The sequence below is a fragment of the uncultured Campylobacter sp. genome (genome assembly GCF_938030685.1).
Classification (GTDB): domain Bacteria; phylum Campylobacterota; class Campylobacteria; order Campylobacterales; family Campylobacteraceae; genus Campylobacter_B.
In genome coordinates this window covers 1-17285 of record NZ_CALHHX010000163.1, presented here as the reverse complement: position 1 = coordinate 17285, position 17285 = coordinate 1, and the positions used below count along the sequence as shown (strand labels likewise).

General features: G+C 48.5%; 11 protein-coding genes. 4 read left to right on the top strand and 7 right to left on the bottom strand.

All coding sequences use genetic code 11. From position 1 onward, the window contains the following. Positions 1 to 617: 617 nt before the first annotated feature. The 7 genes from Q0369_RS07275 to Q0369_RS07245 all read right to left on the bottom strand — a co-directional run bounded on the left by Q0369_RS07275 (position 618) and on the right by Q0369_RS07245 (position 9039). Positions 618 to 1514 carry a radical SAM protein gene (locus Q0369_RS07275; RefSeq protein WP_298097977.1) on the bottom strand — a complete coding sequence of 299 codons (897 nt, stop codon included), beginning with the start codon at positions 1512 to 1514 and terminating at the stop codon, positions 618 to 620. Positions 1515 to 2218: 704 nt separating this feature from the next. Next, positions 2219 to 3265: a uroporphyrinogen decarboxylase gene (gene hemE, locus Q0369_RS07270; RefSeq protein WP_298097974.1), complete on the bottom strand. Its 1047-nt coding sequence runs from the start codon at positions 3263 to 3265 to the stop codon at positions 2219 to 2221. Positions 3266 to 3267: 2 nt separating this feature from the next. Then, positions 3268 to 3759 carry a YqhA family protein gene (locus Q0369_RS07265; RefSeq protein WP_297941488.1) on the bottom strand — a complete coding sequence of 164 codons (492 nt, stop codon included), beginning with the start codon at positions 3757 to 3759 and terminating at the stop codon, positions 3268 to 3270. A 306-nt stretch (positions 3760 to 4065) separates the two neighbouring features. Further along, complete coding sequence (locus Q0369_RS07260; protein WP_298097968.1) at positions 4066 to 5097, bottom strand: aspartate-semialdehyde dehydrogenase; 1032 nt, start codon at positions 5095 to 5097, stop codon at positions 4066 to 4068. Continuing rightward, entirely contained in the window at positions 5090 to 7822 is a 2733-nt protein-coding gene (gyrA, locus tag Q0369_RS07255) for a DNA gyrase subunit A (protein ID WP_298097984.1), read from the bottom strand. The genes Q0369_RS07260 and gyrA overlap by 8 nt, the downstream gene beginning before the upstream one ends. A gap of 50 nt (positions 7823 to 7872) precedes the next feature. Further along, positions 7873 to 8490, bottom strand: coding sequence for a ComF family protein (locus Q0369_RS07250; protein ID WP_297949358.1), 618 nt, complete (start codon positions 8488 to 8490; stop codon positions 7873 to 7875). Further along, entirely contained in the window at positions 8491 to 9039 is a 549-nt protein-coding gene (locus Q0369_RS07245; RefSeq protein ID WP_297949356.1) for a YajG family lipoprotein, read from the bottom strand. A gap of 92 nt (positions 9040 to 9131) precedes the next feature. On the opposite strand from Q0369_RS07245, the gene Q0369_RS07240 reads away from it, so the two are divergent. The 4 genes from Q0369_RS07240 (at position 9132) to Q0369_RS07225 (ending at position 16784) form a co-directional block, all read left to right on the top strand. After that, on the top strand, positions 9132 to 11213 hold the full coding sequence (locus Q0369_RS07240) for a DNA polymerase III subunit gamma/tau (protein WP_298097964.1): 2082 nt from the start codon (positions 9132 to 9134) through the stop codon (positions 11211 to 11213). A gap of 765 nt (positions 11214 to 11978) precedes the next feature. Further along, on the top strand, positions 11979 to 12908 hold the full coding sequence (locus Q0369_RS07235) for a ribose-phosphate pyrophosphokinase (RefSeq protein WP_298097962.1): 930 nt from the start codon (positions 11979 to 11981) through the stop codon (positions 12906 to 12908). Between the two features lie 811 nt (positions 12909 to 13719). Next, on the top strand, positions 13720 to 15615 hold the full coding sequence (locus Q0369_RS07230) for a TonB-dependent receptor (RefSeq protein ID WP_367178989.1): 1896 nt from the start codon (positions 13720 to 13722) through the stop codon (positions 15613 to 15615). 32 nt (positions 15616 to 15647) lie between these two features. After that, positions 15648 to 16784, top strand: a complete 1137-nt coding sequence (locus Q0369_RS07225) for a PepSY domain-containing protein (protein WP_298097959.1) — start codon at positions 15648 to 15650, stop codon at positions 16782 to 16784. Positions 16785 to 17285 lie beyond the last annotated feature (501 nt).

Sequence of the window (17285 nt, the reverse complement as noted above, 5' to 3'; positions counted from 1 at the left end):
TATATAGTCACCCGCCTAGCAATTTGTACTCGTAGCGTTTTGGTTTTTAAAATTTAGACTTTTAAAATTTTGATTTTTTAAATTTTTACCCACTCCGCTCGGTTTTGCGACGATGCTTGATCTTTCGAGACAAACGGCTTCGGCGGGAATGAGTAGCAAAGAGTTGCACCTGCTCGCGCGAGCTTTGTGCGAACCCAAAAAGAGCGCGAGCGAGCGGTGAAATTTTTAAATTTTAACGTAGCTTTATTTTTCATCATGCGAGCCAAATTTTACGCACTCGAATTTTTGGCACCTTGTTTTTCGCCGCTTAAATTTTTAGCGCCCCGATCTTCGCTGCCAGAATTTTGCGAGGCGGGATTTTTAGAATTATATTTTTTGATATCGGAATTTTCTGTAGCCGAAGCATTTGTGCCCGCATTTTTGCCATTAGAATTTTCGCCAATTAAATTTATTTTTTGAAGAATTTTAAATCCAAATTACGCGCCCTATTCTTTCATCGTGGCTTATTTATATAAAATTTTACCTATTAAAAATTTGGACGAAAATTCCACATGCGAAATCTCGATAAAATTTTGCCATTAAATTACGAAACGAAATTCTACCTCGCAATTCCGCCGCTATTTCTTAGCGATTTTATAGTAGCCGTCCTCAAAAACGACCTTACCCGCACCCGCAAGGCGCTTTAAAAGCTGCGCGCTGGGCTCGTCAAACATCGCCTCCACGTCGCTAGTGCGCTGCGGACGGCGCGAGAGAGTGCGCAAAATTTCATCCTCGCTAAAACTCAGCCGCTCGCTTGCATATTTAGGCGCAGCGATGATATTTACGTTTTGATTTTCGATGAAAGTGGCTAGATAGCGCAGCTGCGCCTCGCTCACACCCTGCACGCGATATGCGGGCGGGCGATCGATCGTGCCAAGATCGACGCGGTGCGGGTTGATGCGAGCTAAAGCCGCATTTAGCGCCGCAAAGTCCTCTTGCGTGTCGTTGATGCCACGCACGACTAGGATTTCGATATCAAGCTCGCCGCGAAACTCGCGCGCAAAATCCGCGATCGCGCTTACGATCTGCTCGGCACCGATACCCGCGTGCGGGCCGTCCACCTTGCGAAAGCTCTTCGCAAGCGCGCTATCTAGCGAAAATTTGCAAATATCAAGCTTCATTAAAGCAGCGCTGTTTTCGCGCACGAGCGAGCCGTTTGACAAAACGAGCAGCTTCTGCGGCAGGTGCAGCGCCTTTAGTGCATCCACGAGCTCGGCAAAGCGCGGATGCAGCGTAGGCTCGCCGTTTGCCGTGATCGTGATGACGTCAATGCCCGCGTGGCTTTGCAGCGCGGTTTTCAGCTCAGCGATGACCGGGCCGATCTCACAGGGCTCGCTCATCGAGCTCACGGGCTTGCCCGCGCCCAGTTCGCAGTAGACGCAGTTGAAGTTGCACTGCTTGCGCTGCGGGCTCAGATCGATACCGAGGCTGCGCCCGAACCTACGCGAGGCGACGGGCCCGAAAATATATCTCATTTTTGCTCCATGATTTGATTTGCGGGATTTGCTTGCGCGCAGAATTTTGCTTTAAATTTTACTTTGCGGAATTTAATTTTCAAAATTTTAATTTGAAATTCCGCATCGTGAAATTTTACTGAAATTTGCTTTTAAAAATTTAGCTAGAAAATCCCGCTTTAAAATTCTACGTAGCAAATTTACGCCGATCTTAAGCCTCGCGCCAATAACGCTTTGAATCGAGCCTTGAAAACTCTACGTAGCAAATTTATGACTTGGAATTTAACTTCCGCGCGCCAAAATTCGGCGCCGCTTTTATGTGAAATTCCACTTCCGCACTCTGCCCCCGCTACGGCGAAATTTTAAACTTAGAGCTTTGAATTTATCCTTAAATTTAGGGGGCTGTGCGAAATTAATTTAAGACGCGAGCTCAATTTAAACTCGCGAATTCTCGGTATTCTACGTCGCCGTGAACACAGCGCGTAGAATTTCAGATCCTCGCTCGGCATAAAATTTCAAATTGCAGCTAAATTTTAAAATTTAGAGCTTTGCGTTCTACGCGCTGTTTTGACGGCGTGAAAGCGACGCAAAATTTAAAATTTATGGACAGCGGAAAAAATCGCGCAGAAGCAAATCGGGCTGACCCAGGCGAGCGAAATTTTAAACTACGACTCTATGAAATTTCACAACGACGTGCTGCAAGCAGGCTCTCGCAAAATAAGGTTTCAGCGCGCGCTTAGCTCGTGCACCAGATCCACCAGATATTTGGCGTTTTGCACGCTTACGTCGGGCAAAATTCCATGGCCTAGATTAAAGATATGCGCGGCACCCTTCATCGCCGCTAAAATCTCGCGCACGCCCGATTCTATCGCGCCGCGATTATATAGCCGCATCGGCTCCAAATTGCCCTGAAGCGCAAATTTGCCCTCGAGCTGCTCGCGCGCAAGCTCAATCGGAGTGCTCCAATCCACGCCCCATACGTCAAAGCTCGCCTTGCCTCGCCGCGCCGCGATACGGCTCAGCCGCGACATCTGCGCGCCCGTGCCCTTGGCAAAGACAATGAGCGGGATATGCGGGAATTTCGCCTTTAAAAATTCCGTGATTTCTAGGATGTATCGCCAGCCAAACTCCTCATATGCGCTCGGCTCCAGCGCGCCCGCCCAGCTGTCGAATATCTGCACCGCATCGACGCCCGAGCCGATCTGGCGCGCCAGATAAAGCTTCGTCGCCTCCGTAACGAGGCGCAAAATTTCATGCAGAAGCTGCGGATTTTCGTAGAGCATCCTTTTGCAAACGGCGTAATTTTTGCTGCCGCCGCCCTCGATCATATAGGTAGCGATCGTCCACGGCGCGCCGCAAAAACCAATGAGCGCTTTGTCCGCGGCAAGGCGAGAGCGAGTAAGCGAGATCGTATCATAAACATATCCGAGCTCCGCTGCGGCCTTTTGCGGATCAAGGCGCGCCAAATCGCCCTGGGAGCGGATCGGATCACTAAATTTCGGCCCCTCGCCCGCTTCGAAGCGCAGATCCATCCCCATCTGCATCGGCACGACCAAAATATCGCTAAATAAGATCGCCGCATCGACGCCCAAAATCTCCACGGGCTGGATCGTTACCTCGCTCGCGGCGCGGTAGTCGCGGCACAGGCTCAAAAAATCGCCCGCCCTCTCGCGCACCGCCATATATTGCGGCAGGTAGCGCCCCGCCTGGCGCATCATCCAAATGGGCGTGTATGGGGTCTCTTTGCCGAAGCATGCGTCGATGAAAACCATTTTTATCCTTTAAATTTACTCAAAATATACAAAGCCAAACAAACCGCAAAGATAGCCCCTGCGAGCAAAAGCATATCCAAAGGGGTAGTAAAATCGGTGTGCAAAATTCGCTTGAAAAAATCCACTACGAGCACCATTATGATGACGCTGCCGAGTTTGTGCTTCAGCTCATCCAGCGAGGCGATCTTTAAAACTTGTAAATTTAGATCCACAAACTCGTCAATAAAAAGCTCATAAATTCCAAATACGAAGATTAGCAGCACGATGGCGACCAGATACAGATCGATCGCCGTTATTATTTCGCTTAAAATGCCAATATAAAGCGCTCGCTCGCTCTGCGGCGCTAGAAAACAATCCACGATTTTATAAAGCGCCGAGCCGATTTCGTAGCTTGCCATCACAAATATCGTCGCACTAGCCGCAACACAAAAAATAACAGGCAGAAGCGTTAGAGACTTGCTACAAAGCAAAAATTTTTCAAATATAGCTTTCATTTCTTCCTTAAATTTTAATTCGAGATTAGCCGCTCCGCAAACGAATGTATAAATTTAAAAGCCGCTCTATGCCGAAGCGTCCGTTTAAATTTACACTCGTTTGCAATCGCGTAAATTTATCTCTTTTAAACGCACTCGTTTGAGTCTATTTAAATTTTGCGCCCGATTAAAGGCGCAAAATTTCAGCTCGCGGTCTTAAATTTTAACTAGGTTGATTTGCAAATTTTATTCTCGCGACCTCGGCGCCGAAATCACGCACGCGACAGCATCCGCGTACAAAGTCTCGGTAGCTCTGCTAAATTTATCTTACTTGTCTTGCTGCATATCGATCCAGCGAAGCGCGATGCGCACAGCGTTCGTAGCCGCTCCGACGCGGATCTGATCGGCGCTGCACCAAAGATGCAGAATTTTATCGTCGAAATTGTCTCTGCGAAGCCTGCCGACGTAGGTTTCGTTCGTATCGCTCGAAAGCAGCGGCATCGGGTATTGCTTTTTGCTCGGATCGTCTACGAGCACGATACTAGGCGCGTTTCTTAAAATTTCGCGCACGCGGCTAATCTCGAAATCCTTTTTAAATTTTATCGTGATCGCCTCGCTGTGGCTGCGCAGCACCGGCACGCGCACGCAAGTAGCCGAAACGGCGAAGTTTTTATGCAAAATTTTCTGCGTTTCGTTCACCATCTTCATCTCTTCTTTGGTGTAGTCGTTGTCCAAAAATACATCGATGTGCGGGATGACGTTAAATGCTAGCTGGTGTGCGAAAACTTTAGGTTTGCACTCATCAAGCTTAAATTCAAAAAATTTCTGCAGCTGAAATACGAGCTCTTCCATGCCCTCTTTGCCTGCGCCGCTGGCGGCTTGGTAGGTGCTTACGTCCACGCGCTCTATTTCAAACGCGTCATCAAGCGGCTTTAAAATTTGAACCATCTGGATGGTCGAGCAGTTTGGATTGGCAATGATGCCCGTCTCTTCCCATAGCTTTATATCCTGAGGATTACACTCGGGCACTACAAGCGGGACATTTTCTTGCATGCGAAAGTGGCTAGTGTTGTCGATCACCACCGCGCCGCTTGTCGCAGCAAATGGCACGTAGTGCGCCGAAATGGAGCCGCCCGCGCTAAAAAACGCGATGTCTATCTCGTTTTCGTCGAAGGTGCTGTCTGTTAGCTCCCTCACGACGTATTCCTTGCCGCGGAATTCCACCTTCTCGCCCGCGCTCTTTGCGCTTGCAAGCGGCAGTATGTCCTTTACGGGGAAGTTCATCTCGTCTAAGACGCGCAAAATCTCCTCGCCTACGGCGCCGGTAGCGCCTACGATGGCGATATTGTAACTACTCATCCTCTCCTCCTTTTAAAATTTCATCGCTAGGGCCCTCGCTCTGCGAATCTTTGCTATCTAAATTTGAATTTAATAAATTTTCATCCTGCACAAGCTCGTCCGCTTCGCCCTCGTCGCCCTCCTCGGCTTTCGGGCAGGTCGCGATGCTCACGACGTCGTCGCCCTCGACATTTACGACGATGACGCCGCTGGTGTTGCGGCCCGCTTTGCGGATGCTTTGCATATCGACGCGGATCATCTTGCCGCTGGTGGTTAGCGCCATAAGATCCATCTCCTCATCTACCATCACGACGCCGATGAGCTCGCCCGTGCGGTTGGTGAGCTTCATGCAGATGACGCCCTTGCCGCCGCGGTTTGTTAGACGATACTCGCTTGCGGTCGTGCGCTTGCCGATACCCTTTTGGCTCACGCTTAAAATTTCTTGCATATCGCTTAAAATAAACGCGGCGCCGATGACCTCGTCGCCTTTTTCTTTAAATTTAATACCCTTTACGCCGCGAGCGATGCGCCCCATTTGGCGAATTTTATTTAGATTAAATTTAAGACACATTCCCTTTTTCGTAGCGATGAAGAGCATATTTTCGTTGGCGCTTTGCGGCTCGCCGTCTTGTGCGCCCTCGTCTTGCGAAATTTCATCTGAAATTTCATTCTCGCTTCCTTCTAAAATATCCTGCTCGGTCTGCTCTAGAATTTCCTCAGCATCGCCGCCGTCCAGATCGTCGCCGCTTAGAGCGCCTCCTTTGTAATTTTGCATCTCCTCGGCGCTATTTGGAGCGATGAGAGCGGTTACTAGAGTATCGTCCTCATCTAGGCTGATAGCGCGGATACCGAGCGATCGGATATTTTTAAACTCGCTTAAATTCGTGCGTTTCACGATACCGTTGCGAGTGAAAAATACGAGCGACTTGCTCGGATCAAAATCGGTCGTAGGGATGATCGCCATTATCTTTTCGTCCGCGCCGAGCTGGATTAAATTTACTACCGCCTTGCCCTTTGCGGTGCGTGAGCCCTCCGGGATTTTATAGACTTTAAGCCAGTAAAGCTGCCCGCGGTCGGTGATAAACATAAGCGTATCGTGGGTGTTGGACGTAAAAAAGCTCTCGATGAAATCATCATCATACGTCGTGACCGCCACGCGCCCCTTGCCGCCACGCTTTTGCTTCTCGTAAGTCTTGCTAGGCACGCGCTTGATGTAGCCGCGGTGAGTGATCGTAACGACCATATTTTCATTCGCGATTAAATCTTCGATGTCGATATCCTCGTAGTCATCGACGATTTCGGTGATGCGCGGGCATTTGAATTTATCCTTGATCTCCAAAAGCTCATCTTTGATGATCCCCTCGATCAGCTCCTCGCTCTTTAGGATCGCGTCAAGCCGCTTTATCTCGGCTAAAATTTCTTTTAGCTCCTCCTCGATCTTTTCGCGCTCAAGTCCCGTTAAGCGACTTAGCCTCATATCCAAAATCGCGCCCGATTGCGCCTCGCTAAGGCCGAATCTGCTCATTAAATTTTCGCGCGCGACGTTGGTGTCGGCGGAGTTTCTAATCACGTCAATCACTTCGTCGATATTATCTAGCGCGATCTTTAAACCCTCCAAGATGTGCGCTCTAGCGCGGGCTTTTTGAAGCTCAAAAATCGTGCGGCGGATGATGACGGTTTTTCTGTGGTTCAAAAACAGCTTCAAAAGCTCTATCAGCGTGAAAATCTTCGGCTCTTTGCCGTCGATTGCGAGCATTATCACGCCGAAGGTCGCCTCCATCGTGGTTTGCTTAAATAGATTATTCAGCACGATCTCGCTCATCGCGTCGCGTTTAAGCTCGATTACTACGCGAATTCCGTCGCGATCGCTCTCGTCGCGTACCTCGGAGATGCCCTCGATCTGCTTTTCTTTTACGAGATCTGCGATCTGCTCGATCAGGCGCGCTTTATTGGTCTGATACGGCAGCTCGTCGATTACGATGACATCTTTATTTGATTTTTTTTCGATATGGGTTTTAGCGCGAATTTTAACGCGCCCTCTGCCCGTTTTATACGCCTCGATGATCCCTTTTTTGCCGTAGATTATGCCGCCGGTCGGAAAATCGGGGCCCTTGATCTCGCCCATAATCTCCTCTAGGCTTGCGTTTTTATTCTCAAGCAGTATCAAAAGACCGCCTACGAGCTCATCTAGGCTGTGCGGCGGGATATTCGTCGCCATTCCCACGGCGATTCCGCTCGAGCCGTTAAGCAGCAAATTCGGCACGCGCGCAGGCAAGACATCGGGCTCATTTAGGCTCTCGTCATAGTTCGGTACAAAATCGACCGTCTCTTTATCCAGGTCTTTTAGCAGCTCCTCGGCTAGCGGCGTCATACGCGCTTCGGTATATCTCATCGCCGCCGCGCCGTCGCCGTCGATCGATCCGAAGTTGCCCTGCCCGTCGACGGAAGGAATTCTCATCGAAAAGCTCTGCGCCATTCGCACGAGCGCATCATAAACGGCGATATCGCCGTGCGGATGGTATTTACCGATGACGTCGCCTACGATACGAGCGGATTTTTTGTAAGGCTGGCGAGAGCCCACGCCAAGATCGTTCATCGCGTATAAAATTCGCCTATGCACCGGCTTTAGGCCGTCTCTGGCGTCCGGCAGCGCACGACCGATGATAACGCTCATCGAGTAATCAAGATAGCTCGTCTTGATCGATTCTTCGACGTCGATATCGATGATCTCCTGATTTTCAAACATATTTGATTGCATAAATATCCTTTTAAATTTTAAAGCGCGATTATAGCGAATTATTCTTTTGCATTAGCTAAAACCAAGCCGCACACGGGCATAAAGCCGCCATCGATCAAGCTCTCGCGTGCTTGCAGCATGCTAAGACCCGAGGTGATGATGTCGTCTACTAGGATCACGGGGAATTGCGGCGGGGTTAAAATTTTAAAATTTCGCTTGTGTTTTAGGCGAAATTCCAAACTCTGCCCCGTGTATTTGACGCGGTTTTGCGCGCGCAGGCAGTGAAATTTCGGCTCAATCAGTTCGCTTTTTAGCGCGCGAGCTAAGATCGCCGTGTGCGAATAGCCGCTGCGAGCGTCATCATCCAGCGGCACGGCGTTAAATTTAAAAATTCCGTCCGTTTTAAACGCTTCGTAGTTTTGCGGATTTGCAGAAATTTCGCGCTGCAGATGAAGCGGGAATTTCGCTAGGCTTAAAGAAGCTATGCGCGCAAGCACCGCAGCGCCGTATTCGTGATGTTTAGAAAGTATAAGCTCTCGAATTTCGGAGTAACCGTAGTAATAAAATACGCTAAAGCCCTCCACCTGCCGCATACCTAGGCGGCATTCGGCTAAATTTGCGGCGCAGGCGGCGCAGATCGTGCGCAGGCTAAACGCGCCGCAATTTACGCAGCGCATCTAAAGCGTCAAGATGATTTGATCGGCGGATTTTTTGACGATGTCGCCAAGCAAGCTTTGCACGAAAGGATTAAGCGATCTAGCCGTACGAAGCGCGGTAAATTGGCTCTGATCCTGCGAAACGCGCTTGGTCGTAGTTTTGTTGCCCTGCACGATAGAAATCGCGATCTCGCCTCTTGCGCTCATATTTTCCTTTGAGTAGCCGTTGATCGCCGCCGAGATACTTCTGATATTTACGGTTACGATATTCGGGCTTGCAGGATCGATCCTTACGCCGCGAGCCTCAAGCTCCGCGCGCAAAGCCTTGTCGAACCACGCCGAGAGATTGTTTTTTAAAAGCACTTCATCGACGAGTTTGCCGTCGTTGTCGTTTATAACGGCGATTACCATCTGATTTTCGCGCTGATCGTTGATCGCGTTGATATTTACCGACTTGCCGCTTACGGTCTGATCGGCCTTAGAAAGATACGGATTTAAGCTGATGACGCTGCTGGTTTGCGAGCAGGCGACAAAAAATAGCGCGAATACGCCGATTAAAAATTTTTTCATTTTGATCCTTTTTCTGAAATTCGGGCGCATTGTAGCACTAAATTTAAAATTTATAGATTTTTTTGTATCATTGCAAGATCAAAGGAGAAATTTTGCAAGCACTCGCTTTAAAATACAGACCCAAAAGCTTCGAGCAGCTCATCGGTCAAGACGCCGTCGCCAAAAGCCTCGCACACGCGCTGGATTCGGGCAGGCTGAGCCACGCATATCTTTTCAGCGGACTTCGCGGCAGCGGCAAAACCTCGACGGCTAGGATTTTTGCCAAAGCGCTTTTATGCGATAAAGGCCCTACCGGCAAGCCGTGCGAGATCTGCGATAACTGCGTAATGGCAAACGAGGGGCGCCACATCGACATCATCGAGATGGACGCCGCCAGCCACCGCAAGATCGACGATATCCGCGAGCTCATCGAGCAGACGAAGTATCATCCCGCAAGCGCGCGCTTTAAAATTTTCATCATCGACGAAGTGCATATGCTCACCAAAGAGGCCTCCAACGCGCTTTTAAAGACGCTTGAGGAGCCGCCTAGCTACGTAAAATTTATCCTTGCGACGACCGATCCGCTCAAGCTTCCAGTCACCGTGCTATCGCGCACGCAGCACTTTCGCTTTAAGCCGATCGCTAAAAGCGCCGTCGTAGCGCACCTAGAGCAAATTTTAAAAACCGAAAACATCGCTTACGAAGAGGGCGCGCTTGAAATTCTAGCGCGCAGCGGCTCGGGCTCGCTACGAGACACGCTCACGCTCCTCGATCAAGCGATTATCTTTAGCCGCGAAGGCATCACGCAGCACGCGATCGCCGATATGCTGGGCTTGCTCGATCCCGCCAAAATAGGCGAAATTTTAGACGTCGTGCTGCGCCAGGACCGCGCGGGCGCGATCGAGATCATCAAAGAGGTCGAAAACTACAATGCCGAGACGATAATCGACGAGATGATCGCAAATTTAAAGGATAAATTCCTGCGCCGAGACGCGAAATTTAGCCTGCTGATGTATGAGCGGTTTTTCCGCATTTTAGCGGGCGCTAAGAGTATGCTCGCCATCAGCCCCGACAACACCTACGCAATTTCTATGATGATTTTTATGATGATGGAGGCGGTCAATCTGCGCGAAATCGACGAGCTGATCGAGGTTGGCAGATCGCTGGATCAAGGCGAGGGCTATCCTTCCGCTTCGGCGCCTAATTTAAACGTGCAAAACTCTGCGCCGAATTTTAGGTCAAATTCCAAACAAAGCGCGAATTTTGCGCCAAATAGCGAGCCGGACGGCGCGGCTTTTGCACCGAGCGACCAGAGTAGCGCGACAAGCGGCGTGCCTAGCTTTACGGCAAGCGCAAAACGTCCCGCAAGCCCTGCGCAAAACTTCGGTGCGGCAAAACAAAGCCCTGACGCAGGCGGCGAGATTAAACCGAGCGCGGCGGCGCAGACTAAAAATTCTAGCCCGTCCGTCAAAACGGGCGCTCAAAATGAAATTTACGAGAATTTTCTAGCTAAAATTTACGACCGCGATTACGATCTGGGCGAGAAATTTAGCAAGTGCGTGGAATTTTTAAAGCTCGAGCGCGGCACGCTGTATCTGCTCTCGCGCGCGCAGGGGCAGGACAGAGAGTACCTACGCAAGGGCTCACGAGCGATAAATAGCGTGCTAAAATCGCTTTTCGGCGAGGGCGCAAAAATCAAAATTGAACAAGGCGCGCCGCAGAAGCAGGAAAATTCTGCGCAAAACAGCGCGGAAAATTCCGCCTCTAGTAACGTAGATAGCACAGCGAATGGCAAAGCAAAAGACGGGGCAGGCAGCACGGCAAAACCGCTTGAAAATTCTAGCGTTACGACAAGCGGCACGCAAAATTCCGAGACGGGCGCGATAAATGCCGAAAGCTCCGCGCGGGATGAAATTTCAAGCAGCGAAAATTCTGAAAAAAATTCCGCGCCGAAAGTAGCAAAACCGAAAGAAAACGGCACTAGCGGCGAGGGCAAAAAACAGCCGCCTAAGGATGATCTGTTAAGATCTACCGATCCGCAAAACTACGCCGTAAAGCCCCGCGATACGAGTAAGAGCGTGCACGCCGCCAAGGCAGGCCTCGCCGAGCTCGCAAACGGCGCGCAGGACGGCAAGGAAATTTTGATCTCCGAGATAAATAGGCTATTCGGCGAGCCCACCAAAATCACAGAATAGCGCTCACTGCGGATTAAATTTATCTCCGCGCCGCGCCATTTTAAAATTTAAGCAAGTAAAAACGATATCGAAATTTACGCGACGAAGCTAGCCTGCGCGATTTTAAAATTTAAGCGCGCAAGGGCGGTGTCTAAATTTACGTGACAGACCAAAGTCGCGCGATAAATTTTAAAATTTCGCGGCGCGCGGACAGGTTTTAAAAGCCGAGCTTTAAATTTGATCGTCAAAGCGCGCTTTAAATTTAACCGCGCTGGCGATCTAAAAATTCATACGCCGCGACAGTCTAAATTTAGCGCGCCGCAGGTATCCGCGCAGTCTGTCCCGTGCGAGCTCAAAATCTAAATTTACGCGCGCTCTCTGCAGCTCTAAAAATAAAATTTTGCGCGTCTGTATTGCAAATATAAAATTCCGCGCTCATCGACGCCTACGCAATACGACTTTAGCCATACCGCGCCCTCGTTTTGATGCGCTCTCTTAAACTTTCATAAAACTTTGCGATACGATTTTGCCCGCAATCTGCGCGGCTGCTCGTACAAAAACGCGGGCGCCGATCGCTCGCGGGCGCCGTAAGTCAAAGCCAAATTTCGCCAGAATAAGACCGCGGCAAGCCGAGCCGCCCTGAAATTTTAAAGAATTTATCTCGCAAACTGGCTGCGGTTCGCGATGCACGCTTATGAATTTTACGCGAGCGCGGCGAGCGAATTAGCTAAAATTTAGCGCTTTTGGTGTAGAATTCGAGCAAATTTCAATCCAAAGGTCATCAAAATGCGCGGATATAAAATTTTCTCCGGCACCGCAAATCCCGAATTTGCCAAAAAAATCTCCAAATATCTCTCGCTGCCGCTTAGCGAGTGCGCGATCAAAACCTTCAGCGACGGCGAAATCAGCGTCCAGATCGGCGAGAGCGTGCGCGGTAAGGACGTCTTCGTCATCCAGCCTACATGCGCGCCGACGAATTCCAACCTAATGGAGCTTTTGATCCTAACCGATGCGCTTAAGCGCTCCAGCGCGAGCTCGATCACGGCGGTAGTGCCCTACTTCGGCTACGCTCGCCAAGACCGCAAAGCAGCCCCGCGCGTGCCGATCAGCGCGAAGCTCGTGGCAAATATGATGCAGACGGCGGGAATCGACCGCGTCGTCACGATGGATCTGCACGCGGGGCAGATACAGGGCTTTTTCGACGTGCCGGTCGATAACCTCTACGGCTCGCTGATATTTTTGGACTACCTGAAAGAGAAAAATTTAAAAAATCCGATCATTGCTAGCCCCGACGTTGGCGGCGTCGCGCGCGCCAGAAGCTTCGCTAAAAAGCTCTCGCTCGATCTGGTGATCGTCGATAAGCGCCGCGAGGAGGCGAACAAAAGCGAAGTGATGAATATCATCGGCGACGTCGCGGGCAAGGACGTGATCCTAATCGACGATATGATCGATACCGCGGGCACCATCGTCAAGGCCGCGGGCGCATTTAAAGAACAGAGCGCAAAGAGCGTCAGTGCGTTTTGTACGCATGCCGTACTAAGCGGCCCGGCATACGAGCGCATCGAAAGCGGCGCGCTGGACGGCCTCGTCGTGACCGACACGATCCCGCTAAAGCAAGAAAGCGACCGCATCAAGGTAATCAGCGTCGCTCCGCTTTTCGGCGAGGTCATCAGACGCGTATATCACGACGAGAGCGTGAACAGCTTATTCAAATAAAATTTTAAAATTTAAAATGCGGCGTGGCTTGTCTTAGACGGGCGCGGGAATGCGAACAATAGGTGTCTTATAATAAGAGATCTCGGCTCAACCGCAAGTGAAGCGCTTACGCCTGCGGGCTCTAAATTTGCAGCGTTGAGCTCGCTGTGATTTGACTATTGCGAACAGAGATATTTAACTGCGACGCGAAATTTAGCTTCTAGGCGGCGAATTCAATTTATGCGCGACATTTACTCCGCGTGGCGGAAAAATTTAACTGCAACCGCGAAGTAAATTTACCGCACTAACCGCTGCAAGCCGCATTTTAACGCTTGAAAAATTAGTATTAAAAATACGCTGCTTTAAATTCGCCGTAAAAATTTAATTGCGGTTCGCTTCTGTGCACATCGGCTACGCTTCGCAAAGTCTCATTAAATTTCTCTGCAAAAACCCACGGCGCACACTAATGACAGATATCCCGAGCTCACTGCATTTAAATTTTGATATTTACAACGCGGCGTAAATTTTTAAAGCTCATTGCGCCTTTAAATTTCTCATTCGCTCTTTAAACCGCCAAGAGCAAATAAAATTTTATTCATCAATGCCTATAAATAGCGATTGCACGGGAGAATCAAATATGCTTGATAGCGATAACGCCTTTTAATATTTCATAAATATTTAATCTTTTCGGAGCTATAATTTCGTCCGTGAATTTCATTCGCAAAATTTTATCAAAAGGACATAATAATGCGCAGTTTGCATTTATCGCTCGTGGCAGTTTCGATTTTGACCGCACAACTATGGGGGGGGGCAAGAGGCCGATTTAGGAGAGATCGTCGTAAGCGCCACCGCCTTTGAGCAAGATATCAAAGAAGCGCCGGCGTCGATCTCGGTAATACCTCAAAAAGAGATCGAAAAGAGAAATCACAAAGACGTAGCCGACATCGTAAAGGATATACCCGGCGTATATTCCGCGCCTAGATTTAGCTCAATGAAGGGCAAAAGCGATATCAGAATGCGTGGTATGGATTCAAAATATACTAAAATTTTAATCGACGGTCGTCCTGTTTCCAGCGAGAGCGCATTTCCGGGTTTCGGCTCACAAGGAAGCATCCAAAGCTTCATCCCGCCCGCAAATGCTATCGCCCGCGTGGAAGTCATCCGCGGACCGATGAGTTCTCTATACGGTACCGACGCTATGGGTGGCGTGATAAACATCATCACCAAGGGCTTTTCTAATGAACCTAGCGCCAATATAAACGGCTACTACGACATCGCGCAGCACAAAGACATAGGCAATGGCTACTCTACTGGATTTTATGCAAGCGGCGCGATAGTGCCAGACGCACTCGGAATTTCGCTTTACGGGCGATATTTTCATAAATTTGAAGACGCCAAAGACTACGGCAATCCAAAAGACGCGGATAAGAATTTCGGTGCGAAGCTTATGTATAAGCCTACCGAGAACGACGATCTCGCGCTTGATTACAAACACACTAAAAACTTGACCTCAAGAACTCTAGGCAAAACGGCGTATCTAGGATATAACACTCACGAAGACGACAAAGACGATCAAATTTCGCTCTCGCATAGCGGAAGATACGATAAATTTCTAACCGATACCTATCTATCGCACGAGGTTACAAAAACCTTTTCCGATCAAGCCGCAAGCGACATCAGGCTAAGATCTACGATATTTAATACTCAAGGCTCGTATCTTTTTGACTCAAATACCTTAACGCTCGGCGCGCAGTATCGCCATGAGAAGCTGGATTCATCACAAAATGAGCCGGGCTTTAGCGATGATGCGCATCTAAAAAGATGGGATGTGTCGGTATTTGGAGAGGATAATTTTTATGTCACGGACGCGCTTGCACTGACTGCGGGCTTAAGATACAACTACGACAAAGACTACGGCGGACACTTTGCGCCGCGCGGCTACATCGTTTATCATCTAAATGAAAATTTATCGTTTAAGGGAGGCGTATCGGCGGGCTATACGACGCCTAATATCGACGATAGATCCGAAGGGCTAAAAATTCCGATAAATCACGGACGCGGTATCAGACTGGGGCGAAGCAGCCTCAAGCCCGAAACTAGCGTAAATTACGAGGTCGGAACGATGTATGACAATAACGATAATCTAAGCCTTTCGGCGACCGTTTTTCACACCGACTTCAAAGACAAGATCGATAGCGTCGTAAGATGCGGCGGCTGGGGATCGGGAGCGGATTTTAATAATCCCGCTACTTGGACTTGTGTTTATCAAGGCAAAACCTATTTTGGAATTTATGAAAACGTAAATGTCGGCAGAGCCTCCATAGACGGACTTGAGCTTAGCGGCGAGTGGAAAATTTTATCAAATTTAGCATTTCACGCAAACTATACCTATGCTAAATCAAAACAAAAATCAGGCGAAAACGAGGGCAAAGCGCTGACCGACACCCCGCGCTATATGATAAAAACGGGACTTGATTACGACCTTAGTAAAGACCTAAACCTCTGGGCTCAGATGAATTATATGAGCAGGGTCAAAAACGGCGTTTACGTAAAAACTAAGGGTTACGCCGTTACCGACGTAGGGATGAATTACAAAATCACTAAAAACGCAAGCATAAATTTTAGCGTTTACAATCTGTTTGATGAGAAATTCATAGACGAACACCCTACCAGATACCTCATAGCTGAGGGTCGTAAATTTCAGCTCGGCTTCAACGTAAATTTTTAATTCGAGCAAAATTTAAAGATGAAATTTGAACGATGAGGAGAGTTTTAAAGAAAAACTTTTGGTTCAACGTCCATTTAATTTTGTCTCTGCTTTGTGCACTACCACTGCTCGTAGTCGCCTTGTCGGGCTGTTTCATCTCGTATCACGATGAAATTTTTGACGCGATTAACGAGCGGCAGTCTTTCGCCGTCCAAAAAGATGCGCCTCGCCTAAAAATTTCTGAAATTTTAAAAATTTTCGGCGAGAAGCAAAGTAGCTTCACGCCGGAGCTAATCGGCATAAAAGACGGCGGCGCAAGCATCGAAGTCGCGGGCAAAGACGGCAAAGGACGAGCAAGAGCGTATCTTTTGAGCCCTTATGACGGACAAATCGTCGGCGAGAACTATGAAGAGAGGATAATGAACGTTGTGCTAAGCCTACATACAAATCTAGGCTTTGAGCTTGCCTTTGGCGAGGGGGCTCGCGAGATCGGCAGGCAAATCGTGGCACTTAGCACGCTAGGGCTCATTTTGCTTTTGCTAAGCGGGATTTTGATCTATTATCCGTTTTTTAGATGCAAGCTTACAAAAGCGCTGAAGATCAACTTCAAAGTTCGCGGCTACGCGCTACTTTATCAGATCCACGGATGCACGGGCATCTATGCGGCTGTAATACTTTTTGCTATAAGCGCGAGCGGGCTATATTTTTCTTATGACTGGTTAGCAAGACTAACGAATAAAATTTTGGGCGAGGAGCAAATTTATAAAGCTGAAAAATTTGAACCTAGCCAAAAGTCTGGGTTTAAGGATACAAGCAAACTACGGGAGATCGACGCGATGTTTAAAATTTTTACCCAAAAATACGGCGAAAATTTTAAATTTTTTAACATAATGCTTAATCCAAAAGACGGAGTATATAGCGCGATATACGGGATTGCAAGCGACGAGAGCGATGAATTTAATAGGATCACGATCGATGCTACGAGCGGCGAAATTTTAAGGGACGTTAAATTTGCCGATATGAAAGCGCAAATGCCGCTTTTTATGACGATACGCACGGCGGTTTTAGATATTCATTCGGGCGAAATTTTCGGGCAGATCGGCAAGCTTATATTTTGCCTATCTTCGCTTTCATTTTTGTTTTTAGCCGCGAGCGGTTTTTGGATGAGCTTAAAAAGGCTTATAAGATAGATTACGCAAAACACGCAGTACTATTTTAACAGGGCAGAAACATAAAGGCTTTGCAAAAGAGGCTGCGCTCATAGCCTATAAACAAGTGCTTTGTACCGCAGAATTTCAATTTTATAGCATTTAAAATTGGGTTATAACGCAGAATTTGACTGCAAGGAAGCAGAATTTGTCTCAGCAAAACTACCATTTGCAATTTAAATTGATTTCTTAATTTCTACGAAACTGCACTTTAATTTACCGCGTAAATTTGCAGCTGTTTTTGTAAATTCCGCGTTTTAGAAACCCGCAAGACGCCGAAAACTATTTATGATGGTTTAGATCATGCGAACCGCCACATACGCCCGCCAGTCGTGCTTTAAAATTTTACTGCAGTTTAGTTTGCAATGCAAAGCCCTTGAGCCACTAAAAACCCTTTATAATCTCCATCAAATGCTTGACAAGAGCCATAATTGCGGCATTTTCATAGCTATCGTCTGTATTTTGCAACGCTATGGTTTTCAT

Bases quoted from the DNA above. Each gene is read 5' to 3' on its own strand.
- hemE (WP_298097974.1), bottom strand. From the start codon at position 3,265: ATGGTTTTCATCGACGCATGCTTCGGCAAAGAGACCCCATACACGCCC.
- Q0369_RS07235 (WP_298097962.1), top strand. From the start codon at position 11,979: ATGCGCGGATATAAAATTTTCTCCGGCACCGCAAATCCCGAATTTGCC.
- Q0369_RS07265 (WP_297941488.1), bottom strand. From the start codon at position 3,759: ATGAAAGCTATATTTGAAAAATTTTTGCTTTGTAGCAAGTCTCTAACG.
- Q0369_RS07275 (WP_298097977.1), bottom strand. From the start codon at position 1,514: ATGAGATATATTTTCGGGCCCGTCGCCTCGCGTAGGTTCGGGCGCAGC.
- gyrA (WP_298097984.1), bottom strand. From the start codon at position 7,822: ATGTTTGAAAATCAGGAGATCATCGATATCGACGTCGAAGAATCGATC.
- Q0369_RS07245 (WP_297949356.1), bottom strand. From the start codon at position 9,039: ATGAAAAAATTTTTAATCGGCGTATTCGCGCTATTTTTTGTCGCCTGC.
- Q0369_RS07225 (WP_298097959.1), top strand. From the start codon at position 15,648: ATGAGGAGAGTTTTAAAGAAAAACTTTTGGTTCAACGTCCATTTAATT.
- Q0369_RS07260 (WP_298097968.1), bottom strand. From the start codon at position 5,097: ATGAGTAGTTACAATATCGCCATCGTAGGCGCTACCGGCGCCGTAGGC.
- Q0369_RS07250 (WP_297949358.1), bottom strand. From the start codon at position 8,490: ATGCGCTGCGTAAATTGCGGCGCGTTTAGCCTGCGCACGATCTGCGCC.